This window comes from Kitasatospora sp. NPDC086009, from assembly GCF_044540385.1.
Lineage (GTDB): Bacteria > Actinomycetota > Actinomycetes > Streptomycetales > Streptomycetaceae > Kitasatospora.
Map to the genome: position 1 here is coordinate 145,726 of NZ_JBITSA010000011.1, position 19,748 is coordinate 165,473.

1 protein-coding gene is annotated in these 19,748 nt (G+C 75.6%); it reads left to right on the forward strand.

Annotated elements, in window-relative coordinates; translation table 11 throughout:
- Window positions 1-26 precede the first annotated feature (26 nt).
- A complete protein-coding gene (locus ACIF6L_RS24855) occupies window positions 27-19,706 on the forward strand; it encodes a type I polyketide synthase (RefSeq protein ID WP_396491769.1) in 19,680 nt (6,559 codons plus the stop codon).
- Window positions 19,707-19,748 lie beyond the last annotated feature (42 nt).

Consider the following 19,748-nt stretch of genomic DNA (forward strand, 5'->3'; position numbering starts at 1 on the left):
TTCACAGACTGGAATGGTGAGATCCGATGGCGAACGAAGAGACTCTCCGCGACTACCTCAAATGGGTGACGACCGATCTCTACAACACGCGTCAGCGACTGCGTGAGGTGGAGGAACGCAGCCACGAACCGATAGCGATCGTCGGAATCGGCTGCCGGTACCCCGGTGGAATCCAGGCTCCGGAGGACTTCTGGAATCTGCTCTCCACCGGCCGGGACGGAGTCGCCGGAATTCCGACCGACCGCGGCTGGAACATCGAGGAGCTCTACGCGGAGGACCCGGACGGCATATCGCAGGTGCGCGAGGCCGGATTCATCGCGGACGCCAGCGGATTCGACGCGGGGTTCTTCGGTGTCAGCCCGCGGGAAGCGGTGGCGATGGACCCGCAGCAGCGCGTGCTGCTGGAGGTCTGCTGGGAGGCGCTGGAGCGGGCGGGCATCGACCCGACCTCGCTGCGCGGCTCGCTGACCGGTGTGTTCGCCGGCGCCGCGCTCTCCGGCTACGGCTTCGGCACGGACGAGGACCTGGACGTCCACCTGATGACCGGGACGTCGACCAGCGTCATCTCCGGCCGGGTGTCGTACTCGCTGGGCCTGGAGGGCCCGGCGGTGACGGTGGACACCGCCTGCTCGTCGTCCCTGGTGGCGCTGCACCTGGCCGCCCAGGCGGTGCGCTCGGGCGAGTGCACGCTGGCCCTGGCCGGCGGTGTCACGGTGACCGCCATCCCGATCATGTTCACCCAGTTCTCCAAGCAGCTCGGGCTGGCCCACGACGGACGCTGCAAGGCGTTCTCGGCGGAGGCCGACGGCATGGGCATCGCCGAGGGCGCGGGCATGGTCGTCCTGGAGAAGCTGTCCGACGCCCGGCGCAACGGGCACCCGGTGCTCGCGGTGATCCGCGGCTCGGCGATCAACCAGGACGGCGCCTCCAACGGCCTGGCCGCGCCGAACGGCCCCTCGCAGCAGCGGGTGATCCGCGCGGCGCTGGCCAACTCCCGGCTGTCGGCCGCCGACGTGGACGTGGTCGAGGCGCACGGCACGGGCACCACACTGGGCGACCCGATCGAGGCCCAGGCGGTGATCGCCACCTACGGCCAGGGCCGCCCGGAGGACCGTCCGGTCTTCCTCGGCTCGGTGAAGTCCAACATCGGGCACACCCAGGCCGCGGCCGGCGTCGCGGGCGTCATCAAGATGGTGCTGGCGCTGCAGAACCAGCGGATGCCGCAGACCCTGCACGCGCAGGAGCCGTCGCCGCACATCGACTGGTCGGCGGGTGACGTCCGGCTGCTGAACGAGGCCGAGTCCTGGCCCGCCGGCGAGCGGGTGCGCCGCGGTGGCGTCTCCTCGTTCGGCGTCAGCGGCACCAACGCGCACGTCATCATCGAGGAGGCCCCGGCCGAGGAGGCCGAGCCGGCGGAGGCCGTCGACGCCGGCGCGCCGGCCGAGCCCGGCGCCCCGGAGGGTGGGGCGCCGGTCGACGCGGAGGTCGTGGCACCGCTGGTGTCGGGCGCCGAGGCGTGGCTGGTGTCGGGCCGCTCGGCGGACGGGCTGGTCGCCCAGGCGGACCGGCTGCGCGACTGGATCGCCGCGCGGCCGGCCCTGGAGCCGGCCGCGGTGGCGCGGTCACTGGTGACCACGCGCGCGGCCTTCGAGCACCGGGCCGTGGTGCTGGGCACCGACCGGGCCGGACTCATGGGCGGCCTGGGCCAGTTGGCCGGCGGTCAGCAGACCGCCTCGGTCGTCGCGGGGGTGGCGCACGCGAGCGCGCGGGCGGTCTTCGTCTTCCCGGGCCAGGGCTCGCAGTGGCTCGGCATGGCCACCGAACTGGCGGCCGGCAGCCCGGTGTTCGCCGCGCGGCTGGCCGAGTGCGCGGCGGCGCTGGCGCCGTACGTGGACTGGTCGCTCGCCGACGTGCTGGCCGGCGCCGAGGGCGCGCCCGCGCTGGAGGCGGCCGATGTCGTGCAGCCCGTGCTGTGGGCGGTCATGGTCTCGCTGGCGGCGGTCTGGGAGGCCGCCGGCGTGACCCCCGAAGCGGTGGTGGGCCACTCGCAGGGCGAGATCGCCGCGGCCACCGTCGCGGGCATGCTGAGCCTGGAGGACGCGGCCAAGGTCGTCGCGCTGCGGTCCCGGGCGCTGCGGGCGATCACCGGCATCGGCGGGATGCTGTCGGTGACCGAGCCGGCCGCCCGGGTGGAGGAGCGGCTCGGACGCTGGGCGGGCCGGCTCTCGCTGGCCTGCGTCAACGGCCCCTCGGCGGTGGTGGTCTCCGGCGAGGCGGCCGCCCTGCGGGAGCTCCAGGAGGAGCTGAAGGCCGACGGCGTGCGCGAGCGGATGGTCGCGGTCGACTACGCCTCGCACTGCGCGCAGGTGGAGCGGCTGGAGGAGGAGATCACCTCCCTGCTGGCCGGGGTGACGCCGCGCGCTGGGCGGATCCCGATGATCTCGGCGGTCACCGGCGAGATGCTGACCGGCGAGGAGCTGGGCGCCGGGTACTGGTACGCGAGCCTGCGGGCCACCGTCCGGTTCGAGCGGGCGGTGCGGACCCTGGCCGGCCTCGGCCACCAGGTGTTCATCGAGGTCTCCCCGCACCCGGTGCTGATCGCGCCGATCACCGACACCCTGGAGGAGGCCGCCGTCGACGCCGGCCCGGCCGTCCAGGCCGGGCGGGTCTGCGGCACCCTGCGCCGGGACGACGGCGGGGCGCTGCGCCTGCTCACCTCGCTCGCCGAGGCCTTCGTGGCCGGGGTGCCCGTCGACTGGGCGCGGGTGTTGCCCGCCGCCGACCAGGTGGAACTGCCCACCTACGCCTTCCGCCACGAGCGGTACTGGCCGAAGGGCATGCTCGCGCTGCCCGGCGCGGCCAGGGCCGGGAGCGGCGACCCGGCCTCGCTGGGCCTGGGCACCGTCACCCACCCGCTGCTGCGCGCCGTGGTCGAACTCGCCGGCGACGCCGAACTGGTGTGCACCGGACGGCTGTCGCTGCGCACGCACGCCTGGCTCGCCGACCACGCGGTCGGCGGCGTGGTGCTGCTGCCCGGCACCGGCTTCGTCGAGATGGTGGTGAGCGCCGGCCACCAGGTGGGCTGCTCGCTGCTGGAGGAGCTGACCCTGCAGTCGCCGCTGGTGCTGCCCGCGGACGGCGCCGGCGTCCAGGTCCAGGTGGTGGTGACCGCGGCCGACGCCGAGGGCCGGCGCCAGGTGGACGTGTTCTCCCGCCCCGACCGCCCCGAGGAGGAGCAGGTCTGGGTGAAGCACGCCGCCGCGGTGATCGCCCCCGCCCCGGCCGCCGCCGAACCGGAGGAGGACCTCACGGTCTGGCCGCCGCGCGGGGCCGAGGCGCTCGACATCAGCGACCTGTACACCGTGCACCTGGCCGACATCTACGGACCGGCGTTCCAGGGCCTGCAGGCCGTCTGGCGCCGCGGCGAGGACATCTTCGCCGAGGTGGCCCTGCCGGAGGAGGCCGGGGACCCGGCCTCGTACGGGCTGCACCCGGTCCTGCTGGACGCGGCGCTGCTCGCGGGCGTGGTGGCCGAGGCAGCCGAGGCGCAGGAGTCCGGCGACGCCCAGCAGGGTCAGATCCGGATGCCGTTCGCCTGGACGGGCGTCGCGCTGCACGCCGCCGGGGCGCCGGTCCTGCGGGCCCGGCTGCGCCGGGACGCCCAGGGCAGCCTGACGCTGACCGCGGCCGACGCCACGGGCCGGCCGGTGGTGACGGTGGACTCGCTGATCACCCGCCCGGTCTCGCCGGAGCAGCTGCAGAGCGCCGACGACTGGATCCGCGACGCGCTGTTCACCGTGGAGTGGGCGCCGCTGCCGCAGGGCGCGGTGCAGGAGGGACCGTGGGCGCTGGTCGGCGCCGACCGCTTCGCCGTGGCCGAGCAGCTGGCCGCCGCCGGGATCCCTGTGCACGGCTACCCCGGCATCGCCGAACTGGCCGCCGCCACCGCCGAGGGGGAGGTCTCGCCCCGCGTGGTGATCGCCTGCGTGAGCGGCGAGGGCGTCGACGGGACGGCCGTGGCCGCCCGTCAGGTCGCCGGCGAGGCCCTGGAGCTGGCGCAGGACTGGCTGGCCGCGGCCGAGCTGGAGCCCGCGCAGCTGGTGGTCGTCACCCGTGGCGGCGTGGCCGTGCAGGCCGGCGACGCGGTGGCGGACCCGGCCGTGGGCGCGGTCTGGGGCCTGCTGCGCTCGGCCCAGCTGGAGAACCCCGGCCGGTTCGTCCTGGCCGACCTCCCCGCGGACGGCGGTGACGGCGAGGTGGCCGCGCTGCCGGCCGTGCTGGGCAGCGGAGAGCCCGAGGTGGCCGTCCGCGATCGGAAGGGCTACGGCCGGCGCCTGACCCGCCCGTCGGGCGACCTGGTGGTCCCCGACCGGACGGCGGCGGAGCGGCCGGCCGACCAGGACCCGCGGACGGTGCTCGTCACCGGTGGCACCGGAACGCTCGGCGGTGTGGTCGCCAAGCACATGGTGGCCACCGGACGGGCCGGCGGGGCCGTGCTGCTCAGCCGCTCCGGCCCGGGCGCCGCCGGGGTGGCCGCGCTGGCCGCCGAGGTGGCCGAGCTGGGCGGGTGGGTCCGGGTGGTCGCGTGCGACGTGGCCGACCGGGACGCGCTGGCCGGGGTGCTGGACTCGCTGCCGGCCGACTGCCCGCTGGGCTCCGTGTTCCACGCCGCGGGCATCATCGACGACGGCATGGTCGACTCGCTGAGCGCCGAGCGCGTGTCGGCGGTCATGCGTCCCAAGGTGGACGCGGCCTGGCACCTGCACGAGCTGACCCAGGGCCTGGACCTCGACCACTTCGTGCTGTTCTCCTCGGTCGCGGCCGCGTTCGGTGGTGCGGGCCAGGCCAACTACGCGGCCGCCAACGCCTTCCTGGACGCGCTGGCGGGCGCCCGGCGCGCCGCCGGACTGGCGGGCACCGCGCTCGCCTGGGGCCCGTGGATGCCCGAGGCCGGTATCGGCCGCGGCCTGGACGAGGTGATGCTCCGCCGGATGACCGGTTCGGGCCTCGCCGCGCTGAACGAGCAGGAGGGTCTGGTCCTGCTGGACCTCGCCCTGGAGCGGGCCGAGTCCATCCTGGTCCCGGCCCGGCTGGACAAGGCCGGCCTGCGGGCGCAGGCGGCCGCCACCGGCATCCCGCCGCTCTGGCAGGTGCTCGCGGACGACTTCATCCCGCGCCGGGCGGCCGTCACCTCGGCCGCCGGGGCGACCGGCGCCGGCGCCGCGGACGTGCTGCGCCAGCAGCTGGCCGGGCTGCCGGGCACCGAACGCGACCGGGTGCTGCTGGACCTGGTGCGCACCCACGCCGCGGCGGTGCTCGGACACGCCTCGGGCGACGCGATCGAGGCCGGCCGTCCGTTCACCGACCTGGGCTTCGACTCGCTGATCGCGGTCGAGTTCCGCAACCGGATGAACCCGGCGACCGGGCTGCGGCTGCCCGCCACCCTGGTCTTCGACTACCCCAACCCGGTCGCGCTCGCCGCGCTGCTGCGCGAACAGCTCGCCGGCGACCTGTCCGACGTCGTGGACCTCGGCGGTCCCGCGGCGACGGCGGCGCTCGCCATGGACGAGCCGGTCGCGATCGTCGGCATGGCCTGCCGCTTCCCGGGCGGCGCGACCAGCCCGGAGGAGCTGTGGCAGATGCTGGCCACCGGCACGGACGGGCTGTCGACCTTCCCGACCGACCGCGGCTGGGACCTCGACTCCCTCTACAACCCGGACGTGGACAACGTCGGGACCTCGTACACGCGGGTCGGCGGGTTCGTCCAGGAGGCCAGCGGCTTCGACGCGGGGTTCTTCGGGATCTCGCCGCGCGAGGCGCTGGCGATGGACCCGCAGCAGCGGCTGCTGCTGGAGACCTCGTGGGAGGCGCTGGAGCGGTCCGGCATCGACCCCGCGACGCTGCGCGGCAGCCAGACCGGCGCGTTCGTGGGCGGTTACGGCTCCTCGTACCTGGCCGTCACGATGGCCGACGAGGAGGAGGTGGAGAGCCTCGGGGCGCACCTGATGACCGGGAACGCGGCCAGCGTGCTGTCCGGCCGGGTCTCCTACGTGCTGGGCCTGGAGGGCCCGGCGGTGACCATCGACACGGCCTGCTCGTCCTCGCTGGTGGCCCTGCACCTGGCGGCCCAGGCGCTGCGCCAGGGCGAGTGCACGCTGGCGCTGGCCGGCGGCGTCACGATCATGGCGAGCCCGGACGGCTTCCGCGCGTTCTCGCACGCCCGCGGTCTCGCGGAGGACGGGCGCTCCAAGGCGTTCTCGGACGCGGCCGACGGCATGGGCATGGCCGAGGGCGCGGGCATGCTCGTGGTCGAGCGGCTCTCCGACGCCCGGCGCAACGGGCACCCGGTGCTCGCGGTGCTGCGCGGCTCGGCGATCAACCAGGACGGCGCGTCCAACGGTCTGACCGCGCCGAACGGCCCCTCGCAGCAGCGGGTGATCCGCGCCGCGCTGGCCAACTCCCGGCTCTCCACGGCCGATGTGGACGTGGTGGAGGCGCACGGCACGGGCACCACGCTGGGCGACCCGATCGAGGCGCAGGCGCTGCTGGCCACCTACGGCCAGGAGCGCGGCGACCGCGGGTCGCTCTGGCTGGGCTCGGTGAAGTCGAACCTCGGACACACCCAGGCGGCCGCGGGTGTCGCCGGGGTGATGAAGATGGTGCTGGCGCTCCAGCACGAGCAGCTGCCGCGGACGCTCTACGCGGACGTGCCCTCCTCGCACGTGGACTGGGAGGCCGGTGACATCAGGCTGCTGAACGAGCCGGTGCCGTGGCCCACCGGGGAGCGGGTGCGCCGGGCCGGTGTGTCGGCCTTCGGCATCAGCGGCACCAATGTGCACGTCATCGTGGAGGAGGCCCCGGCCGAGGAGCCCGAAGCGGTGGAGACCGTGGACGGGCCGGCCGAGGACGTCCGGTCCGCCGCGGTGGTGGAGCTGGACGGGCCGGCCGCGTGGCTGGTCTCGGGCCGGACGGCCGAGGGGCTGACCGCCCAGGCGGGCCGGCTGCGGGAGTGGGTCGCGGCGCGGCCGGACCAGGCGCCGGCGGAGGTGGCCTGGTCGCTGGCGACGACGCGGTCCGTGTTCGAGCACCGGTCGGTGGTGGTGGGCACCGAGCGCGCCGAGCTGGTCGCGGGCCTGCAGAGCCTGGCCGCCGGTGCGCCGTCGGGTGCGGTGGTGTCGGGTGTGGCCCGCCCGGGTGCGCGGGTGGTCTTCGCCTTCGCCGGTCAGGGATCGCAGTGGGTCGGCATGGGGCGTGAACTCGCCTCGTGCAGCCCGGTGTTCGCCGCGCGCCTCGCGGAGTGCGAGGCGGCGCTGGCGCCGTATGTGGAGTGGTCGCTGAGCGACGTCCTGGCGGGTGCCGAGGGTGCCCCCGCACTGGAGGCGGCGGATGTCGTTCAGCCGGCGTTGTGGGCGGTGATGGTGTCGCTGGCGGCGGTCTGGGAGGCAGCCGGTGTCGCGCCGGACGCCGTGGTCGGTCACTCGCAGGGCGAGATCGCGGCGGCGACCGTCGCGGGGATGCTGTCGCTGGAGGACGGCGCCCGGGTGGTGGCGCTGCGTTCGCGGTCGTTGAAGGTGCTGGCCGGTCTGGGCGGGATGTTGTCGGTGAGCCGGTCGGCCGCGGTGGTGGTGGAGCGGATCGCCCGCTTCGGTGAGCGTGTTGCCCTGGCGGCGGTCAACGGGCCTTCGGCGGTGGTGGTTTCGGGTGAGCCCGAGGCCCTGGAGGAGTTGAAGGCGGAGTTCGAGGCGGAGGGCGTGCGCGCTCGGATGGTCGCGGTGGACTACGCCTCGCACTCGGCGCAGGTGGACCGCCTCGAAGCGGAGATCACCGAGGTCCTGGCCGGTATCGCGCCGCGCCGGGGCCGGATCCCGATGGTGTCCGCGATGACCGGTGAGACGCTGACCGGTGAGGAGCTGGACGCCGCCTACTGGTACGGCAGCCTGCGCGCCACGGTCCACTTCGACCGCGCGGTGCGCACGCTGGCGGGCCAGGGCTACCAGGTCTTCGTCGAGTCCACGCCGCACCCGGTGCTGCTCGGTGCGATGAACGACACCCTGGAGGAGGTCGCCCAGGCGGCCGGGCCGGGCGCCGTGACGGCCGCCGTCTGCGGCACCCTGCGCCGCGACGACGGCGGCGCCCAGCGCCTGCTGATTTCGCTCGCCGAGGCCTTCGTCCAGGGCGCGACCGTCAACTGGCGCGCGGTGCTGACCGCCGCCGAACCGGTCGAGCTGCCCACCTATGCCTTCCGCCATCAGCGGTACTGGCCGCAGGGCGCCCTGGCGCTGCCGGCGGCCGGACCGGTCCTCGGTGGGGACGGGGCGAGCACGGCGGCGGAGGCCCAGTTCTGGGCAGCCGTCGAGGGCGGGGACCTCACGCAGCTGGCCGACACGCTGGCCTTCGACGGCGGTCGTCCGTTCAACGAGGTGCTGCCGGCCCTGGCGTCCTGGCGGCGCCGGGAGCAGGACCGGTCGGTGACGGCCGGCTGGCGCTACCGGGTGAACTGGGCGGCGATCGCCGAGCCCGATGCCCGGGTGCTGTCCGGCACGTGGGTGCTGGCGGTGCCGGCCGGTGCGGGCGAGCAGGCGTGCGCGGCCGCGCTGGCGGCGCGTGGCGCGGAGGTGGTCGTGGTCGAGGTCCCGGCGGGTGCCGTGGACCGGGCCGAGGTGGCCGCGCTGCTGGCCGGCGCGGTCGAGCCGTCGGCGGTGGCGGGTGTGCTGTCGCTGCTGGCGCTGGACGAGGCGCCGGTCGCGGAGTTCCCGGTGGTGGCCGGTGGTCTGGCCGCGACGCTGGCGCTGGTCCAGGCGCTGGGCGACGCCGGGATCGGCGCGCCGCTCTGGCTGGCGACGCGCGGCGCCGTGGCGGCCGGTCCGGGTGAGGCGCTGGCCAGTCCGGTGCAGGCGCAGGTCTGGGGGCTGGGCCGGGTCGTCGGCCTGGAACACCCGGAGCGCTGGGGCGGGTTGGTCGACCTGCCCGAGGTGCTGGACGAGCGTGCTGGTGTGCGGCTGGTCGCGGTGCTGGCCGGCTGCGGCGAGGAGCAGATCGCGATCCGGACGGCCGGGATCCTCGGCCGCCGGCTGTCGCGGGTCCCGCAGCGCGGCTCCGAGCGGAGCTGGGCGCCGCGCGGCAGCGTACTGATCACCGGCGGCACCGGTGCCATCGCCGGGCACGTGTCGCGGTGGCTGGCCGGCCTCGGTGCCGGGCGGCTGGTGCTGACCGGTCGCTCCGGCCCGGCGGCCACCGGGGTCGCGGCGACGGTCGCGGACCTCGCCGCCCGGGGCATGGACGTCGACGTGGTGTCCTGCGACGTGACCGACCGCTCGGCGCTGGCCGGGCTGGTCGACTGGATCGGCGGGACCGGTCCGGCGTTGTCCTCGGTGTTCCACACGGCCGCCGTCCTGGACGACGGCGTGGTCGACCGGCTGTCGGTGGAGCGGCTGGAGACGGTGCTGGCCGCCAAGGCGGCGAGCGCGGTCCACCTGGACGAGCTCACCGCCGGCCTGGACCTGGACGCCTTCGTGCTGTTCTCCTCGGCCGCGTCCACGCTGGGCGGGCCCGGGCAGGGCAACTACGCGGCGGCGAACGCCTTCCTCGACGCCCTGGCGGAGAACCGCCGCAGCCGCGGCCTGGCCGGTCTCGCGGTGGCCTGGGGCCTGTGGGGCGGCGGCGGACTCGCGGAGTCCAACGAGGCGATCCGGTCGCGGATGCGCCGGATCCCGATGCCGCCGATGGACCCGCAGCTGGCCGTCCGGGCGCTGGCCGAGTCGCTGGACGGCCCGGAGCCCGTCGTCACGGTGATGGACGTCGACTGGCGGCAGCTCGGCACCGCGCCGGGCACGGCCGACGTGCTGGACATGCCGCTGGTGCGCGACATGCCCGAGATCCGCCGGCTGGCCGCCGACCGGGCGGGCGTCGCGGACACCACCCGCAACGACGGCGAACTGGCCCACCGGCTCGCCGGGTTGGGCCGGGCCGAGCAGGACCGGGTGCTCACCGACATGGTCCGGGCGCAGGCCGCCGCTGTGCTGGGCCACTCCTCGGCGGAGATGGTGCAGGCCAGGCAGGCGTTCAAGGACCTGGGCTTCGACTCGCTGACCGCGGTCGAGCTGCGCAACCAGCTGAACGCGGCGACCAGGCTGCGGCTGCCCGCCACGCTGGTGTTCGACTACCCCACCCCGGTCGCCATGGCGGAGTTCCTGCGCGGCGAGCTGGTCGGGGAGCAGACGGGCGGGACTCCCGCCCCGGTGGCCGCCGTGGTGGCCCCGGTGGTGGACGAACCGCTGGCGATCGTCGGGATGGCCTGCCGCTTCCCCGGCGGTGCGGGCACTCCGGAGGAGTTCTGGCAGCTGCTGGCCTCGGGCGGCGACGCGGTGGGCGGCTTCCCGACCGACCGCGGCTGGGACCTCGACGGCTTCTTCGACCCGGACGGGGGGACGGCGGGGACGTCGTCCACCCAGTCGGGCGCGTTCCTGCGCGGTGCCGCGGAGTTCGACGCGGGGTTCTTCGGGATCTCGCCGCGCGAGGCGCTGGCGATGGACCCGCAGCAGCGACTGATGCTGGAGACCTCGTGGGAGGCGCTGGAGCGGGCGGGCATCGACCCGGCCTCGCTGCGGGGATCGTCGACCGGTGTGTTCGCCGGCGGCTTCGGGTCCGGCTACGCCATCGGCATGGCGTTGACGGGCCAGGACTCCTCGGGCGTCGAGGGCCACCTGATGACCGGCAACTCGACGAGCGTGCTGTCCGGCCGGGTCTCCTATGTGCTGGGCCTGGAGGGCCCGGCGGTGACCGTGGACACCGCGTGCTCGTCCTCGCTGGTGGCGCTGCACCTGGCGGCCCAGGCGGTGCGCTCGGGCGAGTGCTCGCTCGCGCTGGCCGGCGGTGTCACCGTGATGGCGACGCCGTTCTCCTTCGTCGAGTTCTCGCGCCAGCAGGGTCTGGCGACGGACGGCCGGTGCCGGGCGTTCTCCGAGGACGCCAACGGGACGGGCTGGGCCGAAGGCGCCGGCGTGCTGGTGGTGGAGCGGCTGTCGGACGCGCAGCGCAAGGGCCACAAGGTGCTCGCGGTGGTGCGCGGTTCGGCGATCAACCAGGACGGCGCCTCCAACGGCCTGTCCGCGCCGAACGGCCCGTCGCAGCAGCGGGTGATCCGGGCGGCGCTGGCCAGTGGCGGGCTGACCGCCGCCGACGTCGACGTGGTCGAGGCGCACGGCACCGGTACGACGCTGGGCGACCCGATCGAGGCGCAGGCGCTGCTGGCCACCTACGGCCAGGAGCGGGCCGGCGGGCAGCCGCTGTGGCTGGGGTCGGTGAAGTCCAACATCGGGCACACCCAGGCGGCCGCCGGTGTGGCGGGCGTGATCAAGATGGTGCTGGCGCTGCAGAACGAGCGGCTGCCGCGGACGCTGCACGCCGAGGTGCCGTCCTCGCACGTGGACTGGACGGCCGGTGACGTCAGGCTGCTGACCGAGTCGGTGCCGTGGCCGTCCGACGGGCGTCCGCGCCGAGCGGGTGTGTCGGCCTTCGGGATCAGCGGGACCAACGCGCACGTCATCGTCGAGGAGGCGCCGGCTGCCGTCGAGGCTTCCGCGACGGTGTCGGCTCCGGTGGTGTCGGGTGCCGGTGCGTGGATCGTCTCGGGCCGGTCGGCCGAGGGGCTGACGGCTCAGGCGGGCCGCCTGCGCGAATGGATGTCGGTGCGCTCCGACCTGGCGCCGGTGGATGTCGCGTGGTCGCTGGCGGTGACCCGGTCGGCGTTCGAGCACCGGGCCGTGGTGCTCGGGGTCGGGCGGGACGAGCTGATGGCGGGGCTGGGGAGCCTGGCCACCGGGGCCTCTTCGGGGTCGGTGGTGTCGGGTGTGGCGCGGGCGGATGCCCGGGTGGGTCTGGTCTTCGCCGGTCAGGGCTCGCAGTGGGTCGGGATGGGCCGGGGGCTGTACGAGGGCAGTGCGGTCTTCGCCGAGGTCTTCGACCGGGTGTGCGGGCTGCTGGAGTTGGAGTTGGGTGTCTCGGTCCGGGACGTGGTCCTGGGCGCCGAGGGTGTGGACGAGGCGCTGGCGAACCAGACCTTGTACGCGCAGGCCGGTCTGTTCGCCTTCGAGGTCGCTGTCGCGGCGGTGCTGGAGGCCGCAGGTGTGACGCCGGACGCGGTGGTCGGTCACTCGGTGGGCGAGGTCGCGGCCGCGTATGTGGCCGGAGTGCTGTCGCTGTCCGAGGCCTCGCGGCTGGTGGCGGCGCGGGCACGGCTGATGCAGGCGCTGCCGGCGGGCGGGGCGATGGCGGCGGTCAACGTCCCGGAGGCGGAGGTGCTGGCGGAGCTGGTGCCCGGTGTGGTGATCGCGGCGGTCAACGGCCCGGAGTCCGTGGTGGTTTCGGGTGAGGTCGAGGCCGTCGACCGGGTGGTGGAGCTGTGGCGTGAGCGGGGTCGCCGGGTGCGGCGGCTGCGGGTCTCGCACGCCTTCCACTCCCCGGCGATGGATCCGGTGCTGGACGAACTCACCGCCGTCGCGGCCGGGTTGGAGTACCGCCGGCCGGACATGATGTGGGCGGGCGCGCTCACCGGTGAACTGGTCACCGAGCCCGAGGCGGGCTACTGGCCGGCGCAGACCCGCCAGGCGGTGCGCTTCGCCGACGCGGTCGCCGCGCTGGCCCGCGAGGGCGTCTCGGTGTTCATCGAGGTCGGCCCCGACGGATCGCTCTCCTCGCTGGGCCCCGACGCCGTGGCCGGCATCGGGAGCGAGGAGCCCGTCTTCGTCCCGCTCCAGCGGCGCGACGAGCAGGGGGTGACCGGCCTGCTGGGCGGTCTCGCCCAGGCCTTCGTCAACGGCGCCGGGGTGGAGTGGAGTTCGGTGCTGCCGACCGGTACGCCGGTCGAGCTGCCCACCTACGCGTTCCGGCACCAGCGGTTCTGGCCGGAAGGCATCCTGGCCCTGCCGGTCGCCGGTGGGGACGGGGCGAGCACCGAGGCGGAGGCCCGGTTCTGGGCGGCCGTCGAGGGCGGGGACCTCACGCAGCTGGCCGACACGCTGGCCTTCGACGGCGGTCGTCCGTTCAACGAGGTGCTGCCGGCCCTGGCGTCCTGGCGGCGCCGGGAGCAGGACCGCTCGCTGACCGCCAACTGGCGCTACCGGACCGCCTGGTCCGCCGTCGCCGAGCCCGACTCCGGCGTGCTGTCGGGGACGTGGCTGGCGGTGGTGCCGGCCGGAGCGACCGAGCAGGCGTGCGCGGCCGCGCTGGCGGCGCGTGGCGCGGAGGTGGTCGTGGTCGAGGTCCCGGCGGGTGCCGTGGACCGGGCCGAGGTGGCCGCGCTGCTGGCCGCGGCGGTCGAGCCGTCGGCGGTGGCGGGTGTGCTGTCGCTGCTGGCGCTCGACGAGACGCCGGTGCCCGGCCACCCCGCGGTGACCGGCGGCATGGCCGCCACCCTGGCACTCGTCCAGGCGCTGGGCGACGCCGGGATCGCCGCCCCGCTCTGGCTGGCGACGCGCGGCGCCGTGGCGGCCGGTCCGGGTGAGGCGCTGGCCCACCCGGTGCAGGCGCTCGTCTGGGGGCTGGGCCGGGTCGTCGGCCTGGAACAGCCGGACCGCTGGGGCGGGTTGGTCGACCTGCCCGAGGTGCTGGACGACCGGGCCGGTGCCCGACTGGTCGCCGTGCTCGCCGGTTGCGGCGAGAACGAGATCGCGATCCGGACGGCCGGGATCCTCGGCCGCCGGCTCACCCGGGCCGCCCAGCTCCGCGGCAAGGACCGCTGGGCACCGCGCGGCAGCGTGCTGATCACCGGCGGCACCGGCGCCATCGCCGGGCACGTCGCCCGGTGGCTGGCCGGTCGCGACGCGCCCCGCCAGGTGCTGACCAGCCGTTCCGGCCCCGCCGCGAGGGGGGCGGCGGCGCTCGCCGCCGAGCTCGCGACGGCCGGCTCCGCGGTCGACGTCGTCGCCTGCGACGTGACCGACCGCTCGGCGCTGGCCGGGCTGGTGAGCTGGATCGGCGGGACCGGTCCGGCGCTGTCCTCGGTGCTGCACACCGCGGCGGTGCTGGACGACGGTGTCGTGGACCGGCTCTCGGTCGAGCGACTGGAGACGGTGCTGGCCGCGAAGGCGTTGAGCGCGGCCCACCTGGACGAGCTCACCGCGGACCTGGACCTGGACGCCTTCGTACTCTTCTCCTCGGTGTCCTCGACGATCGGCGCCGCCGGTCAGGGCAACTACGCGGCGGCGAACGCCTACCTGGACGCCCTGGCGGAGAACCGCCGGGGCCGGGGGCTGGCCGCCCTCACCGTCGCCTGGGGTGCCTGGGCCGGCGGTGGCATGGCGGAGTCCAGCAGCGTGGTGCAGGCCCGGGTCAAGCGCGGCCCGATGCCGGCGATGGACCCGCAGCTCGCCGCCCGCGCCCTGGGCGAGGCCCTGGAGGGCCCGGACGCCCTGGTGACGGTGATGGACGTGGACTGGGCGCTGCTGGCCTCCGGACCGGGCGCGGCGGACCTGCCGAAGCGCCCGCTCGTCCGGGACCTGCCGGAGATCCGGCAGCTGGCCTCGGCCGGCGGGAGCGCGGCGGCCGTGGTCCACGCCGAGGGAGAGCTGGCCCACCGGCTGGCCGGGCTCGGCCGGGCCGAGCAGGAGCGGGTGCTCACCGAGGTGGTGCGGGCCGAGGTCGCGGTCGTGCTGGGGCACGCCTCGGTCGACGCGGTCGAGGACCGGCGCGCCTTCAAGGACCTGGGCTTCGACTCGCTGACCGCGGTCGAGCTGCGCAACCGCCTGGGCGTGGCGACCGGCATCCGGCTGCCCGCCACGCTGGTGTTCGACTACCCGACCCCGGTGGTCCTCGCCGAGTTCCTGCGCGGCGAGCTGACCGGGAGGGTGGCGGACGCCGCCGCTCCGGTGTCCACCGCCGTGGCGGTCGCGGCGGCGGACGAGCCGCTGGCGATCGTCGGGATGGCCTGCCGCTTCCCGGGGGGTGCGGGCAGCCCGGAGGAGTTCTGGCGGCTGCTCGCCTCGGGCGGCGACGCGGTGGGCGCCTTCCCGACCGACCGCGGCTGGGACCTGGAGGGCTTCTACGACCCGGAGCGCGGCAACGCGGGGACGTCCTACACCCGGTCGGGTGCCTTCCTGCGGGACGCGGCCGAGTTCGACGCGGGCTTCTTCGGGATCTCGCCGCGCGAGGCGCTGGCGATGGACCCGCAGCAGCGGCAGCTCCTGGAGACCTCGTGGGAGGCGCTGGAGCGGGCGGGCATCGATCCGGCCTCGCTGCGGGGATCGTCGACCGGTGTGTTCGCCGGCGGCTTCGCCTCGGGCTACGGCTTCGGGGTGACGCTGGCGAGCCAGGGCGACTCCGGCTCCGAGGGCCACGTGATGACCGGGAACGCGACGAGTGTGCTGTCCGGCCGGGTCTCCTACGTGCTGGGTCTGGAGGGCCCGGCGGTGACGGTGGACACGGCGTGCTCCTCGTCGCTGGTGGCGCTGCACCTGGCGGCCCAGGCGGTGCGCTCGGGCGAGTGCTCGCTCGCGCTGGCCGGCGGTGTCACCGTGATGGCGACGCCGGGGACGTTCATCGACTTCTCGCGGCAGCAGGGTCTGGCGGCGGACGGCCGCTGCCGGGCGTTCTCCGAGGACGCCGACGGGACCGGCTGGGCCGAGGGCGCGGGCATGCTCGTGGTCGAGCGCCTGTCGGACGCGCGCCGCAACGGGCACAAGGTGCTCGCGGTGCTGCGCGGCTCCGCCGTCAACCAGGACGGCGCGTCCAACGGTCTGACGGCGCCCAATGGTCCGTCGCAGCAGCGGGTGATCCGGGCGGCGCTGGCCAGTGGCCGGCTGACCGCCGCGGACGTGGACGTGGTCGAGGCACACGGGACGGGGACCACGCTGGGTGACCCGATCGAGGCGCAGGCGCTGCTGGCCACCTACGGCCAGGAGCGGCCGGAGGGGCGGCCGTTGCTGCTCGGCTCGGTGAAGTCCAACATCGGGCACACCCAGGCGGCCGCCGGTGTGGCGGGCGTGATCAAGATGATCCTCGCCCTTCAGCACGAGGAGCTGCCGCGGACGCTGCACGCCGAGGTGCCGTCCTCGCACGTGGACTGGTCGGCGGGTGAGGTCAGCCTGCTGACGGAGCCGGTGCCGTGGCCGTCGGACGGGCGTCCGCGTCGTGCGGGTGTGTCGGCCTTCGGGATGAGCGGTACCAACGCGCACGTCATCGTCGAGGAGGCGCCGGCGGCAGTCGAGGCGCCCGAGACGGTGTCGGCACCGGTCCTCTCGGACGCCGGTGCGTGGCTGGTGTCGGGCCGGACGGCCGAGGGGCTGACGGCCCAGGCGGGTCGGCTGCGCGAGTGGATGGTGGCGCGGCCGTCGGTGGATCCGGCGGATGTCGCGTGGTCGCTGGCGGCGACCCGGTCGGCGTTCGAGCACCGGGCCGTGGTGCTCGGAGCCGAGCGCGGCGAGCTGATGGCGGGGCTGGGGAGCCTGGCCGCCGGAGCCTCGTCGGGTTCGGTGGTGTCGGGTGTGGCGCGGCCGGGTGCCCGGGTGGGTCTGGTCTTCGCCGGGCAGGGCTCGCAGTGGGTCGGGATGGGCCGGGGGCTCTACGAGGGCAGCGCCGTGTTCGCCGAGGTCTTCGACCGGGTGTGCGGGCTGCTGGAGCTGGAGTTGGGCGTCTCGGTCCGGGACGTGGTCCTGGGCGCCGAGGGTGTGGACGAGGCGCTGGCGCAGCAGACGTTGTACGCGCAGGCCGGGCTGTTCGCCTTCGAGGTCGCCGTCGCGGCGGTCCTGGAGGCCGCCGGTCTGACGCCGGACGCGGTGGTCGGTCACTCGGTGGGCGAGGTCGCGGCCGCTTACGTGGCCGGGGTCCTCTCGCTGCCGGACGCGGTGCGGCTGGTGGCGGCGCGGGCTCGCTTGATGCAGGCGCTGCCGGCGGGCGGGGCGATGGCTGCGGTCAACGTCTCGGAGGCGGAGGTGCTGGCCGAGCTGGTGCCCGGGGTGGTGATCGCTTCGGTGAACGGCCCGGAGTCCGTGGTGGTTTCGGGTGAGGCCGACGCGGTGGACCACGTGGTGGAGCTGTGGCGGGAGCGGGGTCGCCGGGTGCGGCGGCTGCGGGTCTCGCACGCATTCCACTCCCCGGCGATGGATCCGGTGATCGACGAACTCGCCGCTGTGACAGCCGGGTTGGAGTACCACCGGCCGAACCTGATGTGGGCGGGCGCGCTTTCGGGTGAGCTGGTCACCGAGCCCGAGGCGGGCTACTGGCCGGCCCAGACGCGGGGAGCGGTGCGCTTCGCCGACGCGGTCGCCGCGCTGGCCCGCCAGGGTGTCTCGGTGTTCGTCGAGGTCGGCCCGGACGGGTCGCTCTCCTCGCTGGGCCCGGACGCGGTGGCAGGCATCGACGGTGACGAGGCCGTGTTCGTCCCGCTCCAGCGGCGCGACGAGCAGGGGGTGACCGGCCTGCTGGGCGGCCTCGCCCGGGCCTACGTCAACGGTGCTGCGGTGGACTGGAGTTCGGTGCTGCCGGCCGGTACGCCGGTCGAGCTGCCCACCTACGCGTTCCGGCACCAGCGGTTCTGGCCGGAGGGCATCCTCTCGCTGCCGACGGCCGCGCCGGCGGTCGGCGGGGACGGTACGAGCACCGAGGCGGAGGCCCGGTTCTGGGCGGCCGTCGAGGACGGCGACCTGGCGAGCATCGCCGACACGCTGGCCATCGAGGACCAGCACCGGCTCGGCGAGGTGCTGCCGGCGCTGGCGTCCTGGCGGCGCCGGGAGCAGGACCGGTCGATGACCGCGAACTGGCGCTACCGTGGCGGCTGGGCGGCGATCGCCGAGCCCGACGCCCGGGTGCTGTCCGGCACCTGGCTGGTGGTCGTGCCGGCCGGAGCGGCCGAGCAGGCGTGCGCTGCCGCGCTCGCCGACCGTGGTGCCGAGGTCGTCACGGTCGAGGTCCCGGCGGGTGCCGTGGACCGGGCCGAGGTGTCCGCGCTGCTGGGCGCGGCGGTCGAGCCGTCGGCGGTGGCGGGCGTGCTGTCGCTGCTGGCGCTCGACGAGACGCCGGTGCCGGGCCACCCCGCGGTGACCGGCGGTCTGGCCGCCACCCTGGCGCTGGTCCAGGCCCTGGGCGACGCCCGGATCGGCGCGCCGCTCTGGCTGGCGACGCGCGGCGCCGTGGCGGCCGGTCCGGGTGAGGCGTTGGCCCACCCGGTGCAGGCGCAGGCCTGGGGGCTGGGCCGGGTCGTCGGCCTGGAACAGCCGGACCGCTGGGGCGGGTTGGTCGACCTGCCGGAGACCGTCGACGAGCGGGCGGGTGCGCGACTGGTCGCGGTGCTCGCCGGCTGCGGCGAGAACCAGGTCGCGATCCGGACGGCCGGGATCCTCGGCCGCCGGCTCACCCGGGCCGCCCAGCCCCGCGGCACCGCCCGGTGGACACCGCGCGGAAGCGTGCTGATCACCGGCGGCACCGGCGCCATCGCCGGGCACGTGTCGCGGTGGCTGGCCGGCCGCGAGGCGCAGCGGCTGGTGCTGACCGGTCGTTCCGGTCCGGCGGCCGCCGGGGTCGCGGCGACGGTCGCGGACCTCGCCGCCCGGGGCATGGACGTCGACGTGGTGTCCTGCGACGTGACCGACCGCTCGGCCCTGGCCGGGCTGGTGGAGTGGACGGGGAAGACCGGTCCGGCGCTGTCCTCGGTGCTGCACACGGCCGCCGTCCTGGACGACGGCGTCGTGGACCGGCTGTCGGTGGAGCGGCTGGAGACGGTGCTGGCCGCCAAGGCGGCGAGCGCGGTCCACCTGGACGAGCTCACGGCCGATCTCGACCTGGACGCCTTCGTGCTGTTCTCCTCGGCCGCGTCCACGCTGGGCGCCGCCGGGCAGGGCAACTACGCGGCGGCGAACGCCTTCCTGGACGCCCTGGCGGAGAACCGCCGCAGCCGCGGCCTGGCCGCGCTCACCGTCGCCTGGGGTGCCTGGGCCGGTGGCGGAATGGCCGGGTCCAGCAAGGTGGTCCGGGCGAGGGTCGAGCGGGCCCCGATGCCGGCGATGGACCCGCAGCTCGCGGTGCGCGCGCTGGGCGAGTCGCTGGACGGCCCGGACGCCGTGGTCACGGTGATGGACGTCAACTGGGCCGAGCTGGTGGCCTCGCCGGGCCCGGTGGACCCGCGGGAGATGCCGCTGGTGCGGGACCTGCCCGAGATCCGCCGGCTGGCCGCGGCGGGTGCGAGCGGCGGCGCGGTCCGCGAGGAGGGCGGACTGGCCCGGCAGCTGGCCGGGCTCGGCCGGGCCGAGCAGGAGCGGGTGCTCACCGAGGTGGTGCGGGCCGAGGTGGCCGTCGTGCTGGGGCACGCCTCGGCCGACGCGGTCGAGGACCGGCGCGCGTTCAAGGACCTCGGCTTCGACTCGCTGACCTCGGTCGAACTGCGCAACCGGCTGAACGGTGTGACGGGGCTCCGGCTGCCCGCCACGCTGGTGTTCGACTACCCCACCCCGAACGCCCTTGCCGCGTGGCTGCGAACCGAGGTTGTCTCGGACGAAGCGGTGTCGGTGCCGGTCCTCGCGGAGCTCGACCGGCTCGAAGCCGCCCTCCGCACCGGGTCGATGGCGGACCAGGTGCGGGAGGAGGCCACCGACCGGCTGCGCCGGCTGCTGGACGCCATCGGTGACCAGGCCGCCGACAAGAGCAAGGAACGGCGCGAAGCGGAACTCCGGGAAGCGACCGACGACGAGCTGTTCGCTCTCGTCGACGAACTGGAGTGACGCCTGCCAGGCCCTGACGGGCTCCGTTCGAACCCGGGCTGC

Coding starts and splice junctions, on each gene's coding strand:
- ACIF6L_RS24855 (WP_396491769.1), top strand. CDS start 27: ATGGCGAACGAAGAGACTCTCCGCGACTACCTCAAATGGGTGACGACC.